18 protein-coding genes and 1 rRNA gene are annotated in these 15,461 nt (G+C 51.1%); 7 read left to right on the plus strand and 12 right to left on the minus strand.

Annotated elements, in window-relative coordinates; translation table 11 throughout:
- Positions 1-25: 25 nt before the first annotated feature.
- Genes fliP through fliR form a run of 3 tightly spaced genes read left to right on the plus strand, consistent with a single transcriptional unit; the run spans position 26 to position 1,849 of the window.
- A complete protein-coding gene (gene fliP / locus IEW65_RS14480; RefSeq protein ID WP_188640150.1) occupies positions 26-754 on the plus strand; it encodes a flagellar type III secretion system pore protein FliP in 729 nt (242 codons plus the stop codon).
- A gap of 30 nt (positions 755-784) precedes the next feature.
- Positions 785-1,054 (plus strand): flagellar biosynthesis protein FliQ, encoded by a 270-nt coding sequence (gene fliQ / locus IEW65_RS14485; RefSeq protein WP_188640151.1) that lies wholly within the window; start codon positions 785-787, stop codon positions 1,052-1,054.
- 3 nt (positions 1,055-1,057) lie between these two features.
- On the plus strand, positions 1,058-1,849 hold the full coding sequence (fliR, locus tag IEW65_RS14490) for a flagellar biosynthetic protein FliR (RefSeq protein WP_188640152.1): 792 nt from the start codon (positions 1,058-1,060) through the stop codon (positions 1,847-1,849).
- Positions 1,850-1,904: 55 nt separating this feature from the next.
- On the opposite strand, the gene flgL is transcribed toward fliR, so the two are convergent.
- From flgL to flgB, 11 genes are all read right to left on the minus strand, one after another.
- Positions 1,905-3,152 (minus strand): flagellar hook-associated protein FlgL, encoded by a 1,248-nt coding sequence (gene flgL / locus IEW65_RS14495; protein WP_188640153.1) that lies wholly within the window; start codon positions 3,150-3,152, stop codon positions 1,905-1,907.
- A gap of 14 nt (positions 3,153-3,166) precedes the next feature.
- Entirely contained in the window at positions 3,167-4,819 is a 1,653-nt protein-coding gene (gene flgK, locus IEW65_RS14500) for a flagellar hook-associated protein FlgK (RefSeq protein WP_188640154.1), read from the minus strand.
- Positions 4,820-4,881: 62 nt separating this feature from the next.
- Positions 4,882-5,901 (minus strand): flagellar assembly peptidoglycan hydrolase FlgJ, encoded by a 1,020-nt coding sequence (gene flgJ / locus IEW65_RS14505; protein ID WP_188640155.1) that lies wholly within the window; start codon positions 5,899-5,901, stop codon positions 4,882-4,884.
- The gene (locus IEW65_RS14510; RefSeq protein WP_422822619.1) at positions 5,901-6,971 is read right to left on the minus strand and encodes a flagellar basal body P-ring protein FlgI; all 1,071 of its coding nucleotides are present in this window, start codon (positions 6,969-6,971) and stop codon (positions 5,901-5,903) included. Before IEW65_RS14510 ends, flgJ begins: the two co-directional genes overlap by 1 nt.
- A 99-nt stretch (positions 6,972-7,070) precedes the next feature.
- The gene (locus IEW65_RS14515) at positions 7,071-7,760 is read right to left on the minus strand and encodes a flagellar basal body L-ring protein FlgH (protein ID WP_188640157.1); all 690 of its coding nucleotides are present in this window, start codon (positions 7,758-7,760) and stop codon (positions 7,071-7,073) included.
- A 37-nt stretch (positions 7,761-7,797) separates the two neighbouring features.
- Complete coding sequence (gene flgG / locus IEW65_RS14520) at positions 7,798-8,580, minus strand: flagellar basal-body rod protein FlgG (protein WP_188640158.1); 783 nt, start codon at positions 8,578-8,580, stop codon at positions 7,798-7,800.
- Positions 8,581-8,610: 30 nt separating this feature from the next.
- A complete protein-coding gene (gene flgF / locus IEW65_RS14525) occupies positions 8,611-9,369 on the minus strand; it encodes a flagellar basal-body rod protein FlgF (RefSeq protein ID WP_188640159.1) in 759 nt (252 codons plus the stop codon).
- Between the two features lie 30 nt (positions 9,370-9,399).
- Complete coding sequence (locus IEW65_RS14530) at positions 9,400-10,938, minus strand: flagellar hook protein FlgE (RefSeq protein WP_188640160.1); 1,539 nt, start codon at positions 10,936-10,938, stop codon at positions 9,400-9,402.
- A 21-nt stretch (positions 10,939-10,959) separates the two neighbouring features.
- Complete coding sequence (locus tag IEW65_RS14535; protein WP_188640161.1) at positions 10,960-11,649, minus strand: flagellar hook assembly protein FlgD; 690 nt, start codon at positions 11,647-11,649, stop codon at positions 10,960-10,962.
- Positions 11,650-11,651: 2 nt separating this feature from the next.
- On the minus strand, positions 11,652-12,062 hold the full coding sequence (flgC, locus tag IEW65_RS14540) for a flagellar basal body rod protein FlgC (RefSeq protein ID WP_188640162.1): 411 nt from the start codon (positions 12,060-12,062) through the stop codon (positions 11,652-11,654).
- A 25-nt stretch (positions 12,063-12,087) separates the two neighbouring features.
- The gene (gene flgB, locus IEW65_RS14545; protein ID WP_188640163.1) at positions 12,088-12,516 is read right to left on the minus strand and encodes a flagellar basal body rod protein FlgB; all 429 of its coding nucleotides are present in this window, start codon (positions 12,514-12,516) and stop codon (positions 12,088-12,090) included.
- Positions 12,517-12,710: 194 nt separating this feature from the next.
- On the opposite strand from flgB, the gene flgA reads away from it, so the two are divergent.
- The 4 genes from flgA to IEW65_RS14565 all read left to right on the plus strand — a co-directional run bounded on the left by flgA (position 12,711) and on the right by IEW65_RS14565 (position 15,048).
- Complete coding sequence (gene flgA / locus IEW65_RS14550) at positions 12,711-13,427, plus strand: flagellar basal body P-ring formation chaperone FlgA (protein ID WP_188640164.1); 717 nt, start codon at positions 12,711-12,713, stop codon at positions 13,425-13,427.
- A gap of 85 nt (positions 13,428-13,512) precedes the next feature.
- A complete protein-coding gene (flgM, locus tag IEW65_RS14555) occupies positions 13,513-13,779 on the plus strand; it encodes a flagellar biosynthesis anti-sigma factor FlgM (protein WP_188640165.1) in 267 nt (88 codons plus the stop codon).
- 8 nt (positions 13,780-13,787) lie between these two features.
- Positions 13,788-14,237, plus strand: a complete 450-nt coding sequence (locus IEW65_RS14560; protein ID WP_188640166.1) for a flagella synthesis protein FlgN — start codon at positions 13,788-13,790, stop codon at positions 14,235-14,237.
- Positions 14,238-14,307: 70 nt separating this feature from the next.
- Complete coding sequence (locus IEW65_RS14565; RefSeq protein ID WP_188640185.1) at positions 14,308-15,048, plus strand: SDR family NAD(P)-dependent oxidoreductase; 741 nt, start codon at positions 14,308-14,310, stop codon at positions 15,046-15,048.
- A gap of 120 nt (positions 15,049-15,168) precedes the next feature.
- On the opposite strand, the gene rrf is transcribed toward IEW65_RS14565, so the two are convergent.
- Positions 15,169-15,284, minus strand: a 5S ribosomal RNA gene (rrf, locus tag IEW65_RS14570).
- Positions 15,285-15,461 lie beyond the last annotated feature (177 nt).

Genomic DNA, 15,461 nt, shown 5'->3' on the forward strand with positions numbered 1-15,461 from the left:
GCCCACCTCGCGTCAATGGTGGCTGATGAGTATTCTCATCGCCTGTTGCCTCCTGGCCTTGCCTGCCGACGCTCAGCAGCTACCTGGCTTAATCTCTCAGCCAACGGAGGGCGGCGGCCAGCAGTGGTCTCTCTCGTTACAGACATTGCTGTTCTTAAGCTCGCTGGCTTTCTTGCCCGCGATGCTACTCATGATGACCAGTTTTACACGCATCATTATTGTGCTCAGCTTACTGAGAACAGCGATGGGTACTCAGGCCACCCCTCCTAACCAAGTGTTATTGGGTATTGCGCTTTTTTTAACGTTTTTTATTATGTCGCCCGTGCTCAACCAGGTATATGACACCGCCTGGGTGCCGCTGACCGATGAAGTGATTAATTTTGAGGAGTTCCTACTACGTGCCCAGCTGCCCTTCCGCGAATTTATGCTGGCTCAGACACGAGAACCGGATTTAGCACTCTTTGTCCGTTTAGCGGACGTCGGACCGATGCAGGGCCCTGAAGATCTCCCTATGCGCGTCTTGCTACCCTCTTTTGTGACGAGCGAACTCAAAACGGCCTTTCAAATTGGCTTTACCATCTTTATACCCTTTCTCATTATTGACCTTGTCGTGGCCAGTACCCTGATGGCGTTGGGTATGATGATGGTTCCTCCAGTGACGATTTCGCTACCGTTTAAGCTTATGCTCTTTGTGCTGGTAGATGGCTGGCAGCTGATTATTGGCTCGTTAGCAGAAAGTTTTTATATGATTTAAGGTCGCGGGGCGCGGCGAGGAGCATCAATCATGACACCTGAAATGGTGATGAGCATCGCTTATCAAGGGATGCGTGTTACGCTTTTTTTGGCTGGCCCCATGCTGTTAGCTGCGCTGTTTACAGGTCTTATCATTAGCCTGTTTCAGGCCGCCACCCAAATTAATGAAATGACGCTCACGTTTATCCCAAAAATTTTGGCGGTCTTCGCCGTACTGGTATTAGCAGGGCCCTGGCTGATCGGTCTCATTACTGATTTCACGACGCGGCTTTTTACCAATATTCCTGCGATGGTAATGTAGCCGGTGGTTGAGGTTACGTTTGCGCAGCTCCAGGGTTGGCTTGTCGCATTTTTCTGGCCCTTTGTACGCATTACGGCTTTTATGACGGCCACCCCACTGTGGGGCCATTCCAGCATTCCCAATCAAGCAAAAGTAGCGCTTGCTGCGGTGATTGCCATTGTCATTGCGCCGGTTCTCCCTCCCATGCCTAATGTACCGCTCATGTCATGGGCCGGGCTTGGCATTATCATTGAACAAATGCTGATCGGCATTGCGATTGGACTAGTCATGCACATCGTATTTGCCGTTGTGCAAGCCGCTGGTGAATTTATTGGCCTACAGATGGGTCTTGCGTTCGCCAGCTTCTTTGACCTCTCCAGTGGCACCAACATTATGGTGCTGTCCCGTATTCTCTATATGGTCACTCTGCTCATGTTTCTGGCCTTTAATGGCCACCTGATGGTCTTAGAGACGCTGGTAATGAGCTTTCAAACCCTGCCCATTGGCATTGGCACCTTGAACCCAAATGCCTTTGAACTACTCGCGCGCTACGCAGGCACCATCTTCGCATCGGGCATGCTGCTTGCTCTCCCGCTGGTCGCTTCGCTACTCATCATCAGCCTATCACTGGGCATACTTAACCGCTCCGCGCCGCAGCTCACCGTCTTTAACATCGGTTTTCCTACCTCGCTAATCGTTGGGCTGGCACTGCTGATGGTCTTAATGAGTGACATTGGCAGCTTTCTACAACAGCTGTTTAGCCAAGCAATAGGCTTTACCCAGAGCCTTATCGAAACCATGGCACCCCTAAACTAAAATGCCTCGGCACAATGGCCGAGGCATCCCAACATCCATGCTACGCATTACGCCATTACATAAAGTCGAACAGCGACATGCCTTTAATATCGACAAACGCTTTTTGAGCAGCTTGGAGTCCAACTTGGCGCAGACTGTACTCTGAAATAGCATCAACATAGTCCAAGTCCACTAGGTCTGACAGCGTCTGCTCATAGTTGAGCATCCGGTTGTTACCGACCGCGTCAATCACATCCAGCTCATTGAGTTTAGCACCAGCAGAGGCACGTACAGTCAGGACATTATCAAGCGCATTGTCTAAATCACGCATAGACGTGTTCAACGTATTACGCAATGCAGCCTTTTGAGCAGCACTTTCCGCCGGCGTCTCTAATACACGGATAGCGGCTTCCATGGTACGAAACAGGTCAGCGGGACGCTGCTCGCTACCGGATTGAGCCACCAGAATTTCATCACCTACTGCTGGAGTGCCTTTAAGTGACAGGTTCACTCCTCCGAAACTGAGCTGTTCACCAGCAACGTCGTAAGGTTGATCGTTAAGACCTGCGACAGGCTGCCAAGTACCACCATCGCTATCGAACTGCTCGACGCTGTAAGTGGGGTTGCCGTCACCATCTTCGCCAAACAGTACACGGAAACTCTCGCCATAATCAGGGTCGTTGACATTGGTGACTTGTGGACCGCTGAACGTGACGTTACCTTGATTGGCTACATTCGCTTCTGAGATATAGCCAGCACCACTAGGCACACCTTGAAAAATCGTTGCCCCGTTTTCGGTGACTGGCATCAAGCGAGAGGCATCCACGCGTTGCAAGCGCGAATTGGTATCACCGTTATATTCAACGTTTCCTGTGGCTGACTTAACGAAGGGGGGCGCGTCGTCTTTATAACCACCAAAGATGTAGCGGCCATTACCATCGGTAGCATTAGCTTGGCCGATCATCGTCTCGTAAACACCTTTCAGCTCACTGGCAATGGATTCACGGTCAACATCGCTGAGCGTGTCACTGGATGCCTGTATCAACAGAGTTTTGGCACTGGTCACTGCATCACTGATACTGTTTAAAATACTTTCAGTTTGTGCCAAGGAGTTACGAGCAGATACCCGAGAGTCTTCGTACTGTTGAGTAATCGCTTTAGATTGATCAACACCCACCGCACGCGATGCCGCTTGTGGATCATCGGAAGGATTGACCACACGCCGTCCACTCGCAATTTGTTGACTAACTTTTAGAAAGTCGCTTTGCTGACGGTTAATGGAAGCCGTACTCTGCTCATACATAGTGACCGTACTAATACGCATCGCCTAAGCTCCTATTAATTCCGCAGGTTCAAAATGGTATCCATAATCGTTCCCGCCGTATCAATTACACGGGCATTCGCTTGGTAAAACTGTTGATAACGGATCAAGTTAGCCGCTTCTTCGTCTAGGCTCACACCAGACTCAGATTGCTGGACAGCGCGCAGCTGATCCGTTAGCCCTTGACGAGCATCTAAATTCACCTGGGTAATGTTGGTGCGATTACCAACATCACTAACTATCACCCCATAAGCACCACTAACTGAGGCATTACCACCAACAATACTCCTGCTTTGCAGCTCTTGGAGCGCAAGCGCATTGCGGTTGTCACCAGCCCCTGCCGCAATCCAATCTGCGGGATCGTCTTCAGGGTTAAGAGGCTGTCCTGCGGCAATTTTATCCAAATCATTTATATCGACGTCAATACCACTAGCAGCACGGCGCAAAGGCTGAATTTCAAAGCGATCACCATTTTGTGGTGTACTGCCAAATACCATCGAAATCCCGCCAAATACAAGTGTATTATTGGCAGCATCCCAACCACTACCAATATCAACTTTTTCACTACTATCCCTACGCGTTACCGAAGGCTCTCCTCCTTCAAAACGTATGGTATAGTCTGTCGGACGCAATTGATCTATGTTATCCGCTACATAGTTCATTTCCACTGCGGGAGCGCCTTCTGTCTGATAAGTAACTTGCAAGGGATTTACACGGAAAAAGTCTTCTCCCTGCAGACCATCAAGATCCATTCCTTGTTTATGTTGTTCATTGAACGCGATAGACAAAGAGACGGCAAGCTGCCCAATTTGATTCTGAGTTTTATCGAGTGTCTCTGAACGAAATAGCATGAGACCACCAAGAGCGCCTCCCTTAACAGTGGACTCATCGAGCTGAGCAACATTATTACTACTATCTCTATACCCAACAACTAAGCGTTGTGGATCATAGTCTGACTGAATGGCCTCAAGCTTAAACGAGCTTGCACCGGTAACTAAAGGCTGGCCATTTGGAAGACTAATATTGTATGTTTTCCCATCTTGAACATTAAGCTTGATGTCTAGTCGTTCATTAAGCTCTGAAACCAAAAAATCTCGCTGATTGAGTAAGCCGTTGGGAGCTTCTCCAGTGCGAGCTCTTGCCAATGAAATTTCACGATTTAGCGTTGCTACTTGCTCAATCGAGTTATTAATTTGTACAACCTCATCACGTATTTGGCCATTAATATTGCTCTGCATATCCTGCAGATAACCATCAAACGAGCGGAACTGAGCGCTGAGCGTATTTGCAGTCCCCAGTACACCTTGGCGCGCTGCTGGATCTGACGGAGAACTGGCTAGGTCTTCCAACGAAGAAAAGAACGTTTGCATAAGCGGAGACAGCCCTGCGTCACGGTCGGCCAGCAGGTTATCAATCTGTGAGACTTGACTGTAGTAGGTCTCCAGCGCGCTGGACTGTGTCTTCGCGTTATTGAGCTGGTTGGCCACATAGGTATTGAACTGGCGTTCGATATCATTGACGCGGACGCCCCCACCAACGCGCCCTTCGCCCAGCTGCGTTAGCTCGCGATTATAGCTCGGTGTATAGACGTTGCTAATATTGTTACTCGTCGTATTGAGGGCATTCTGCGCAGCGTTAAGGCCGCTTAAGCCGATCGAAAACATGCTCATGGTTCAATTCCTTAGGCCGATTTTCTACTTATCGGCAGTGCGCAGCAAAACTTAAGTGTGACCTAGCGAGAATCCGCCAGCAGATTGCCCTGCGTGCTTAACGGCCCCATGGTATTCATCACTGATACCAATTTATCGGCATAGCGGGGGTCAGTGGCATAGCCGCCACGCTGTAATTCACGCGCGGCTTGCTCAGCATTGGCTGCTTGCACAACGCCAGCATAACGGGGGTTATTGCCGATCAGGTTGGCATAATCGGTAAAGGCATGTTCGAAAGAGTCATACACTCGGAATGTATCGACGATTTGAGTACGACGACCATTCACATACTCGTGGGTCACAATATCAGTTGTTTTACCTTGCCATTGGCTGCCCGCTTTAATACCAAACACGTTGTAGCTGTTATGCCCCTGCTGGGTCGCTATCTCATGCCGCCCCCAGCCCGTCTCCAAGGCTGCCTGAGCCAAAATGAGCTCAGCAGGCACGCCGGTGGCGGCACTTGCGGCCTGCGCAGGCGCCGCTAGTGTCTGCATGAAGCGATTCACATGGTCATGAGAGGACGCCGCAGGGCGCGGGGCTTCCGCTATGGCGGCAGGTGCGCTGCTTGTCTCTTGCTGGCGAATGGCATCTAACTCATCGTAAAAACGACCGCTGCCAGGCTGAGTAGGCGATGAGCCACTGGAAGGCTGTAAGGGGTTATCCAGCACGCGAGGGGTACCCCGAGGAATGCCCGCAATCAACGCTTGCAGCTCCTGATCAGGATTGGCGACTTGCCCAACCGCACCCTGGCGTTGGAGCTGTTCTACCAGCGCATCGGCTAAACCAATCCCACGGGAAGCCATCACTTGCGACCACTGCTGGTCTAGCATGGACTGGTAAAACGTTGTGTCACGGCTATCCAACAGGCCAGAAGTAGGCGTCGCATCACGCATGCTCTTTACCATCATCTGGATAAAGAGTGCTTCAAACTGCTGAGCCGCCCCTTGGACACCCGCTTCAGGATCCACACGAGCGTTATGCTGCAACCGCTGAAAGCCGTTCATATCCAGCGCAAACTGGCTGGTCATATCGCCCATGCTCATCAGATGATCTCCAATTCAGCACGCAGAGAGCCAGACGCTCTCAAGGCTTCAAGAATCGACATTAAATCCTGTGGCGTTGCTCCTAGAGCATTCAGGGCATTCACTACGTCAGCCAGGTCGGCACCTTCCACAATCTGTAGATAGGCTTCCTGCTGCTCAATATTGATATCCGCATCGGGCACAACGACGGTTTCACCCTGACCCAAAGGATTGGGTTGGCTCACGCCAAACTGGGTGTCAATCATGATCGAAAGGTTCCCGTGAGCGACTGCCGCTCGGCGCAGAGTGACCGCGCTATTCATCACCACGGAACCCGTGCGTGCATTGAGCACCACCTTGGCAGGCGCTTCCATGGGAGTCACCTGCACGTTCTCAACACGCGCCATGAAGTTGACCCGCTCATTGGCATCCATAGGCCCGTCCAAGGCGATAACACGCCCATTGCGCGCATAGGCAACTGACTGACCAAACTCGCTATTAATGGCCGTTACCATACGCTGTACGGTGCCGAAATCAGCATCATTAAGCTGCAGCTCCAGCATGCCGCCATTGCCCCCTAGATTGAGCGGCACTTCGCGCTCAACGAGCGCCCCATTAGGAATACGTCCCGACGCCTGCTGGTTGATTTGTACGCTACTGCCCCCAGCCTGCGCTCCAGCACCGCCCACCAGCATATTGCCTTGAGCAATGGCATAGGTATCACCGTCGGCACCTTTGAGTGGTGTCATCAACAGCGTGCCACCACGCAGGCTGCTGGCGTTGGCAATTGAGGAAACGACGATATCCAAACGCTGGCCAGGACGGGAAAACGGAGGTAGATCTGCTGTGACCATCACAGCAGCGACGTTACGCAGCTGCAGGTTTGTGCCGGGCGGAACGGTGACCCCAAGCTGCGACAACATATTGGTCAAACTCTGGCTAGTAAACGGGGCTTGGGTTGTTTGGTCGCCACTTCCATCTAAACCCACCACCAAGCCATAACCCACCAGTTGGTTATCACGCACGCCTGCGAAACCCGCTAGCTCGCGAACTCGCTCCGCATGGGCAGGCAACATCACTAAACAGAGCATGATCAAAACTGCGAAACGCGCGATTATTTTAAGACGTTGATACCCTGTCCACTGCATAGCCATTTTACCAGGCCTCTGTTGTCGAGCTTGTTCACACGCCTAGAACGGCGACACATTCAGGAAAAAGCGCTGCAGCCATCCCATATGCTGCGCTTCGTTAATATAACCGTCGCCAACGTACTCAATCCGCGCATCGGCTACCTGGGTGGAAGGCACCGTATTTTGTGCGGTAATAGTACGAGGGTTTACCACGCCCGAGAAACGAATAAATTCCGTCCCCTGATTGATCGCAATTTGCTTTTCACCGCGCACGCGTAGGTTGCCGTTATTCATCACTTCTAACACCGACACGGTAATCGTTCCCGTAAAGGTATTATTGGCTTGCGAACCACCTCCGCCCGCAAAATCGCTCGCTCCGGAGACATCAAAGCCAAATTCTGCTAATGCATCAAGCACATCTGGCAGTTGCGCTAGCTCTAAACTTGAACTTCCCGAGCGATTCGCGTTGGACTGCGCATTTTTGCTAGCACTCACTTCTTCATCAAGGACGATGGTGAGAATATCCCCTATCGTCCGTGGACGACGGTCTTCAAACAGCGGTTGATAGCCACGACGCGCCTGATAGATGGAGCCGTTCGGTACCGGTGGTGGCCGATCAATAATCGTAATTTGCTCTTGTTCGCCGACCACCGAAGCACGCGGAATTTGTGCACACCCCGCGGTGATCAAAACAACCAGTACTAAGCCAGCGAGCATGCAGCGGCGTAAAAGTCTGTTTAATTCCAACATGTCGCGCCCTGTTAGTTGGCTCTGACGAACAATGACATTAGAGCTGACTCAACCGCGCTAGCATTTCGTCACTGGTAGAGACCGCGCGGCTGTTAATTTCATAAGCACGCTGCGTTTGGATCAAATTGACCATTTCTTCAACCACGTTAACGTTCGAGGTCTCTACATAGCCTTGAAACAGACGACCAGCGCCGTTATTACCTGGCGCGTTCTGGTTAGGTGCGCCCGAGGCACCTGTTTCAAGATAGAGGTTGCCACCAACGCTCTCTAAACCCGCCGGATTAATAAAGGACGCCACGTTAATTTGTCCAATATCCGCATCTTGCGCGATACCTGGCTGGCGAACGCTCACCGTGCCATCTTCGCCAATGGTGACTGACAGCGCGTTAGCAGGAACAAAAATGGCGGGCTCTAGCGGATAACCGTTAGCCGTCACCATTTGGCCGTTTTCATTTAACTGAAAACTACCATCGCGGGTATATCCAATCGTGCCATCTGGCAGCAGGACTTGAAAAAAGCCTTCGCCGTTAATCGCCAAATCGCGGGAATTGCCCGTCTCTTCTAAACCGCCTTGGGTATGTAGGCGTTCCGTCGCAACCGCTCGTACGCCCGTACCAATTTGCATACCGGAAGGCAGGCGGTCTTGGATGTTGTTCTGAGCACCCGGCTGACGCATATTCTGGTAGAGCAGGTCTTCAAAGACAGGACGCGACCGTTTAAAGCCATTCGTACTAACGTTCGCTAAGTTATTTGAAATAACATCTAATTTGGTTTGCTGAGACTCTAAGCCCGTCTTGGCAGTCCACAAAGACTTAATCATACGTAGGTTTCCTTGGCTAAGTGGCTACGATTAGCCCTGAATAGATAGAATGCTGTTGGCACGTTGAGCGTTCTCGTCGGCCGAACTCAGCATTTTCATTTGCATATCGTAGCGACGCGCCACATCAATCATCGAGACCATGGCATCGACAGCACTCACGTTACTGCCTTCTAGCGCACCGCTGACCAAACGCGCATCTTCATCAGCCTGAAGCGCGCCTGGTGCTCCGTCTTCACCAGGCGGCGCTCTGAATAGCCCATCGTCACCGCGCTCTAAACCCTGCTCATCGGGTGTGACGAGCTTGATACGGCCAACATCTACCATCGCCTCAGGGCCTTCCCCTTGAGGAATGGCACTGATCGTACCATCGGCCCCAAATGAAATTTGCGCGCCCTGTGGAACTGCGATTGGTCCGGCGTCTCCCATTACAGGGCGGCCTACACTCAACAGAACACCGTCACTATCAAGCTGCAAATCACCACGACGGGTATAGGTCTCAGAGCCATCGTCAGCTAACACCGCCATCCAGGCATTTCCCTGCATGGCGACATCCAGCATACGACCAGTACGCTCGATGGGACCCTGTGAGAAATCGGTACCCGGCGTGGTCGCGACGGCGGACACCCGGGTAGCTAGTGCGCCATCCCCTTGGATAGGGACAGAACGCACGGCTTGCAGCTGGGCGCGAAAGCCAGCGGTAGATACATTCGATAGGTTGTTACTGACTACCGACTGTTGATCCATCGAGTGTTTAGCGCCGCTCATGGCGGTGTATAGCATGCGATCCAAGACGCTTACTCCTTGATCTATTAGCGACTATTAAAGGTTAATAATCGTCTGCAGGAGCTCATCCTGGGTGCTAATGGTATTCGAGTTCGCCTGATAAGCACGCTGAGCAACAATGGTATCTACAAGCTCTTTAGCCAACTCAACGTTTGAAGCTTCAATGGCTCCAGCTTGAATTGCTCCGAAACGGCCTGTTCCTGGCACACCTAAGTTCGCCAAGCCAGAACTGTTCGTTGCTGCCCACAGGTTATTACCTAGCGGCTCAAGACCTTCGTTATTACGGAAGCTAGCCAGAGAAATCTGACCGGCAGGACGAGACTGATCATTGGTGAAGTTACGTACAATGACACCATCTTCCGTCACGGTAATACCTGCCAGCGAGCCAGACGTATAACCATCCTGATTCAATTCATTTTGCTGGGAGGCATTTGCAAACTGCGAACTGCCAGCGAAATTAAATTCAAATGTAAATGGATCGGTAGCACCCTGAACACCAGGGATAGTAATATTGGTTGTATTACCACTAAAGACTGCGGCACCATCTGTAATGAATGGGTTCCCTCCACCAGCTGGCGCACCAGTACCTGTCACTGCATTACCACCTAAGGCATTATTAGTGCGCGTTAGGGTCTGACCATCTCCAGCACTTTGAAACACAAAATCATTAGACACACGCGTCACACCCAAAACAGCGCTATCGGCTAACGCCTCAAAATCACTACCTTGTTGTGGTGCAACGCCAGCAGCTACTACATCGGATTTTGTTAAAAGCTGACCATTCGAATTAAAATTAAGCAAAAAAGCTTGCGGTGTGAACTGGTTGTCCGCTGTGCTTTCACCTTGAATTTGACCATTAACTGCTATTGTTGAGAGCCATGTATTATCATTAATCTTCTCAAAGTAGGTAGTCACTTGGCTAGCATTACCTAAAGAGTCGAATACTGTATAGTTATTGCTAAAGTGATAGTTGACGTCTAGGTTTTCTACTTCCCCTGCAGAGTCATTAATACGGAAGCTGGCACGAGACAATTCTTCGCCTGGCCGTACGCGTGCATCTAGGTTGTAGATACCATTCACCTCTGATGTTTGGCGAGCAGGCAAATCATCTGCCGGCACTTGCAGCACCTGAGGAGCCCCTCCCACTACGATATCAGTGAACGGAAAAGGCAAAGACTCGCCTAACCTTACTGCTTCCTGATCAACGTTTTCATCTAGGCCATAGCCAGTTAACCGATCACCTTGGGCATTCACAATGAAACCATCGGCCGTTAAGCTGAACTCACCATTACGCGAGTAGCCCACTTCACCTGAAGGACGCTCAAGACGGTAAAAACCATCGCCGGCTACGGCTAAATCTAAGTTACGTCCAGTATTCTCAATACTTCCCTGAGTAAAGTCTTGGCGCGAATCGGAAACGCGCACCCCAATTCCTTGTGAGGCAGCAAATACATCGGCAAAGCGTACGCTTGAGCTCTTATAGCCAACTGTCTGGGAGTTAGCAATATTGTTCCCTGCAACATTTAGCTTTTCTGCTTGAGCGTTAATACCAGAAATGGCGGTAGTGAAAGACATAATGTGTCCTCAAAAAAATGGTTAAAGAATTTGTTTCACTTGGTCAATAGAGACTTGACCAAAAATAGCACCAAGATCTAAACGAACATCACTACCGCCCGTTCCTGGGGTAACACCTTGCACTAGCGCATAATTAAGGGGGCGAGCCTCAAGGAGCTCACCCTCGGAATCAGTTGCTTTGAAATTTACTCGATAAGCTCCAGCTGGGACAGATTCACCACCGTTGGTAATCCCACCCCAACTAAACGATTCTACGCCTGCAGCTACACGGCCTAGGTTGTTGGTATAAACCACCTCACCCGCTTGACTAGTCACAGTGACCTCAACCTTCTCGGCAGGAGAGTCTAGTTCAATACCAAACGGGGTGGCGTAAGAACCATTTTCAGGATCGACACTAACCATCACGTTATTACCTGGTACCAATACAGCTTTATCGATCAACCCAGCTGCCTGGAGCGTTTGCGCTGCGTCCATTTGCTGGGTAATGCCTTTCAGCGTTGTGTTTAACTCTTCAATCCCGCTGACAGTGTTAATTTGAGCAAGCTGGGATGTCATTTCCGCATTTTCCATTGGGTTCAATGGATCTTGATTCTGTAATTGCGTAATTAATAATGTCAAAAAACTTTCACGCAGCTCCTGAGACTGCCTCGGCGTTGTACCACTCGTACTACTACCATTCACTGTACTAATGACACTGGTATCAATATTCATCGTTAGCCCTCACCGAGCGATAGCGTTTGAACCATCATTTGCTTGGTTGTATTAAAGACTTCTACGCTGGCCTGATAAGAGCGTGACGCTGAAATCATATTGACCATTTCGTGCACCGGCTCGACGTTGGGTTTGGCAACGTAGCCCTCTTCGTCAGCAGCGGGATGATTCGGCATATACTCCAAGCGCAGCGGCGAATCATCCTCAACAATTTCTGTGACTCGAACGCCTCCCACGCCATAACGGTTAGTCTGGGCTTGGGTTTCAAACATGACATGCTTTGCGCGATAGGTTTCGCCGTCAGGCCCAGCAACGCTATCGGCATTCGCCATGTTGCTCGCCGTTACGTTCATTCGCTGCGCCTGGGCGCTCATGGCAGAGCCGGCAATATCAAACGCTGAAAACATCGACATAGCTTATTCTTCTCCTATTACTAGGTTATTCAGGCTGCATCGCATTTTTCAGACCTTGAATACGACTGTTCATAATGGTGAGCGCGGCTTGGTAGCGCACAGCGTTGTCGGCGAACTGTGTCCGCTCTCGATCCATATCGACAGTATTACCGTCTAGGCTCGGCTGATCTGGGATCCGATACAGCAAATCTGCATTTCCCGCCCCACGCCAGGCAGGCCCTTCTCCCGCCAAATGACTGTCAGAAGTACGCGCTAACGCTAGGCCACCGCCTTGCTGCTGAGTTTGGCCGCCGTCCACGGCTTTCTTTAACTCGCTGGCAAAGTCAATGTCCCGCGCTTTATAGTTAGGCGTGTCTGCATTGGCGATGTTGGCGGCCAACACTTGATGTCGTTGCTGCCGCAACCCTAGCGCCTGCTGGTGAAAGTTAAAGGCAGATTCAAGCTGATCAATCATGCCGACCCTCGCTCGCTGTGAGGCAAAAATAAATCGGAAATTGTTGATGATGAATAATATGCTCGCTCCTTTCACCTTAAAGCATGGAACAGCTACTGTTTACACCAGCATTTCCGATGATGCGTAGGGTGCTTTTGCATTACACTGCCGTGCTGATGTTTATCATCTGTTCTTCTAAACTGAGCGATTTTTCCATGCGCCACTTGCTGCACGTTGCTGCACGCTGCTCAGCAGTTTTTTACTCCTTGTTAGTCCTTTTATTTCTAGGCGCCGCTCAGCCGCTGTGGGCACAAACGACCGACCAAGCGCTGGTTGACGCCGTTCAGCAATTTCTCTATCAGGAAACGCAAGCGCTGGGGCAAGAAGTGGTGATTGATATCGCACCACCCTCTCCACATTTGCCAGCTTGCCTACACCCTAGCCCCTTCTTACCCAATGCGAACCAAGCACCCATTGGACGCGTCTCCGTAGGGGTCCGATGTGGTGAGGCAGGACGCCAAACTCGCTATCTACAAGCTCAAGTGGACGTCATTGGTCGCTATATCGTGGCTAGTCAAGATATCGAGCGCGGCACGCTGATAACGGCAGCGATGCTGACCCAGCGAGAAGGTAATTTAAGCGATTTATCTTCCCAAGCTCTGACGAATGAAGATGACGTGATTGGTAACGTTGCTCAACGCCCCATCCGTAGTGGCAGCACCTTTCAAGCGCACTTTTTGCAAGCTCCAAGCCTTGTGGAACGCGGACAGCGCGTGACGGTCATAGCTGAAGGCGCGGGATTTCGTGTTTCTCGAGAAGGTGAAGCGCTGGAAGATGGCGCGCAAGGTCAAACTATACGGGTACGTTTTGGCCCACGAGAAATCATGAATGCTCGGGTGATCAACCGAGGCACATTAGTGGTGGATTTTTAGCCTATCGCCTAAAGTCTTTATAAATAAGGCCGATAAAGAGTAATACAGCGCGCGGCGCCCCAACGTTGACGATGAGGCCAACAACGTGAAAATTGACAACCTAAATCCGCTGCTTCGCAATACTCCCGCGCAGCAGCGTGATGATGCACCCAAGGTCGGTGGAGCCAAGCCACTGGAAACGGGCAATAATACCCGTGAGGCGACCCAACTCAGCCAATCCAGTATCGATAGCAGCCAGGATATCGATATGGCTAAGGTACAAGAAATTCGCGATGCTATTCGCGAAGGACGTCTTGAGGTACGTGCCGACCGTATTGCGGATGGCCTAATTGCCAACTTGAAAGATCTGTAAATCCTATTATGAGCCTATCACGTCTACTTTCTAGCCAGTTGCAGCGCCTTGAAGACTTAGTTGCCCTGCTTTCCGATGAGCAAGAGCAGCTGACGAAAGGTAGTATTGATGGCGATGCATTAACCGCTATTGCCAGCAAGAAGCAGGCGTTGCTAGAAGAGCTTGAACGCATGGAAGTTTTACGCCGTGGCGTGCAAGCTAAACTTGGCTATCCTGAAGGGGCTCCTGGTGCGAAGCAGGCAGCCACAGACGCGGATTGTCTCTCTACCTGGGAAAGCCTGCTGGAAAAAAGCGAGCGCGTCTCAAGGATGAATGCATTGACGGGACAAATGCTATCGCTACGCATGAAGCATAACCAAGAAATGCTGGATTATATTCGACAGATCGCTGAAAAAACGCTCTACAAACCCAATGGTCGTAATAGCGCCCAACCAGGTCGCATTAACGCCTCAGCCTAGCAAGCAATCATAGACAAATACTATACAAAGAGCTTCAATGAGAACAATCCCGTTCACCATTGGAGTTTTTATGCTGCCCCATCTCCCAGAAAATTTTACAGCTGTCGTCATAGGCGCTCATGGTGGAATTGGCCATGCCGTGCTGCAAAGGCTGCTATCGGACTCCCAGGCAGGACATGTCATTGCGGTAAGCCGCTCCCCCGTCACCTTTAAGCACCCGAAGCTCGACGCCGTAACAGCTGATATTACAACAACTACAGGGCGCAACACGCTGAGTGAAATGCTAAATGGACGCCCTGTGCATTTACTTTTTAATGCCATAGGGGTGCTGCATGATGAATCTCAAGGTGTGCAGCCGGAAAAGCGTTTAGAGCAGCTCGATGAAGACTCCTTTGCCCAAGTGATGCATATCAATGCGGCAGCCCCTGCGCTCCTACTTGCCGCCATCAAGCCTTCGCTACAAGGCAAGCACCCTACTATTATTGCCAGCCTGTCGGCTCGTGTAGGATCGATCACGGATAACGGATATGGCGGCTGGTATAGCTACCGCGCCAGTAAAGCTGCGCATAACATGCTGATGAAAACGGCAGCTATTGAGCTGACTAGGCTCAATAAGCAGTCAATCGTGCTGTGCCTACACCCTGGCACTACAGACACCGCCCTTTCCAAGCCTTTTCAAGCTCGCGTTCCCACCGAAAAGCTATTCACCCCCGAGTTTGTTGCGGCACAGCTCCTAGAGGTGATGGCTAAGCGCACACCCAACGATACAGGAAGCTTCTGGGACTGGGCAGGCGAACCGATCCCTTGGTAAACGCCTAACAAAAAGCCCCGTGCAGGCTATGCACGGGGCTTGGGCTTGAACGCGGTGGCGCACTTATCAAGCGCGCAACAAAAAACCCAGCCGATTGGCTGGGTTCTTTGCGGTATAAGTGCCTGACGATGACCTACTCTCGCATGGGGAGACCCCACACTACCATCGGCGCTAAGCGGTTTCACTTCTGAGTTCGGCAAGGGATCAGGTGGTTCACGCGTGCTATGGTCGTCAGGCGTAACGAGTAATGCATATCATGCTGAATCGTGTAACGTGTTGTGTGATCGTCTCTTGTCAGCAAGCGCCTGGGCTTGCTGCTGCGTATCCGGCTCTCTGAGTGCGTTCACACTCCTCGTTATTACTGCGACCAGACCCCTTGGGTGTTATAGGGTCAAGCCTCACGGGCCATTAGT

Origin of the sequence: Vreelandella lutescens (assembly GCF_014640815.1) — a bacterium.
GTDB lineage: Bacteria > Pseudomonadota > Gammaproteobacteria > Pseudomonadales > Halomonadaceae > Vreelandella > Vreelandella lutescens.

Bases quoted from the DNA above. Each gene is read 5' to 3' on its own strand.
- fliP (WP_188640150.1), top strand. From the start codon at position 26: ATGAGTATTCTCATCGCCTGTTGCCTCCTGGCCTTGCCTGCCGACGCT.
- fliQ (WP_188640151.1), top strand. From the start codon at position 785: ATGACACCTGAAATGGTGATGAGCATCGCTTATCAAGGGATGCGTGTT.
- flgL (WP_188640153.1), bottom strand. From the start codon at position 3,152: ATGCGTATTAGTACGGTCACTATGTATGAGCAGAGTACGGCTTCCATT.
- flgK (WP_188640154.1), bottom strand. From the start codon at position 4,819: ATGAGCATGTTTTCGATCGGCTTAAGCGGCCTTAACGCTGCGCAGAAT.
- flgJ (WP_188640155.1), bottom strand. From the start codon at position 5,901: ATGAGCATGGGCGATATGACCAGCCAGTTTGCGCTGGATATGAACGGC.
- IEW65_RS14510 (WP_422822619.1), bottom strand. From the start codon at position 6,971: ATGCTCTGTTTAGTGATGTTGCCTGCCCATGCGGAGCGAGTTCGCGAG.
- IEW65_RS14515 (WP_188640157.1), bottom strand. From the start codon at position 7,760: ATGTTGGAATTAAACAGACTTTTACGCCGCTGCATGCTCGCTGGCTTA.
- flgG (WP_188640158.1), bottom strand. From the start codon at position 8,580: ATGATTAAGTCTTTGTGGACTGCCAAGACGGGCTTAGAGTCTCAGCAA.
- IEW65_RS14530 (WP_188640160.1), bottom strand. From the start codon at position 10,938: ATGTCTTTCACTACCGCCATTTCTGGTATTAACGCTCAAGCAGAAAAG.
- IEW65_RS14535 (WP_188640161.1), bottom strand. From the start codon at position 11,649: ATGAATATTGATACCAGTGTCATTAGTACAGTGAATGGTAGTAGTACG.
- flgC (WP_188640162.1), bottom strand. From the start codon at position 12,062: ATGTCGATGTTTTCAGCGTTTGATATTGCCGGCTCTGCCATGAGCGCC.
- flgB (WP_188640163.1), bottom strand. From the start codon at position 12,516: ATGATTGATCAGCTTGAATCTGCCTTTAACTTTCACCAGCAGGCGCTA.
- flgA (WP_188640164.1), top strand. From the start codon at position 12,711: ATGCGCCACTTGCTGCACGTTGCTGCACGCTGCTCAGCAGTTTTTTAC.
- IEW65_RS14560 (WP_188640166.1), top strand. From the start codon at position 13,788: ATGAGCCTATCACGTCTACTTTCTAGCCAGTTGCAGCGCCTTGAAGAC.
- IEW65_RS14565 (WP_188640185.1), top strand. From the start codon at position 14,308: ATGCTGCCCCATCTCCCAGAAAATTTTACAGCTGTCGTCATAGGCGCT.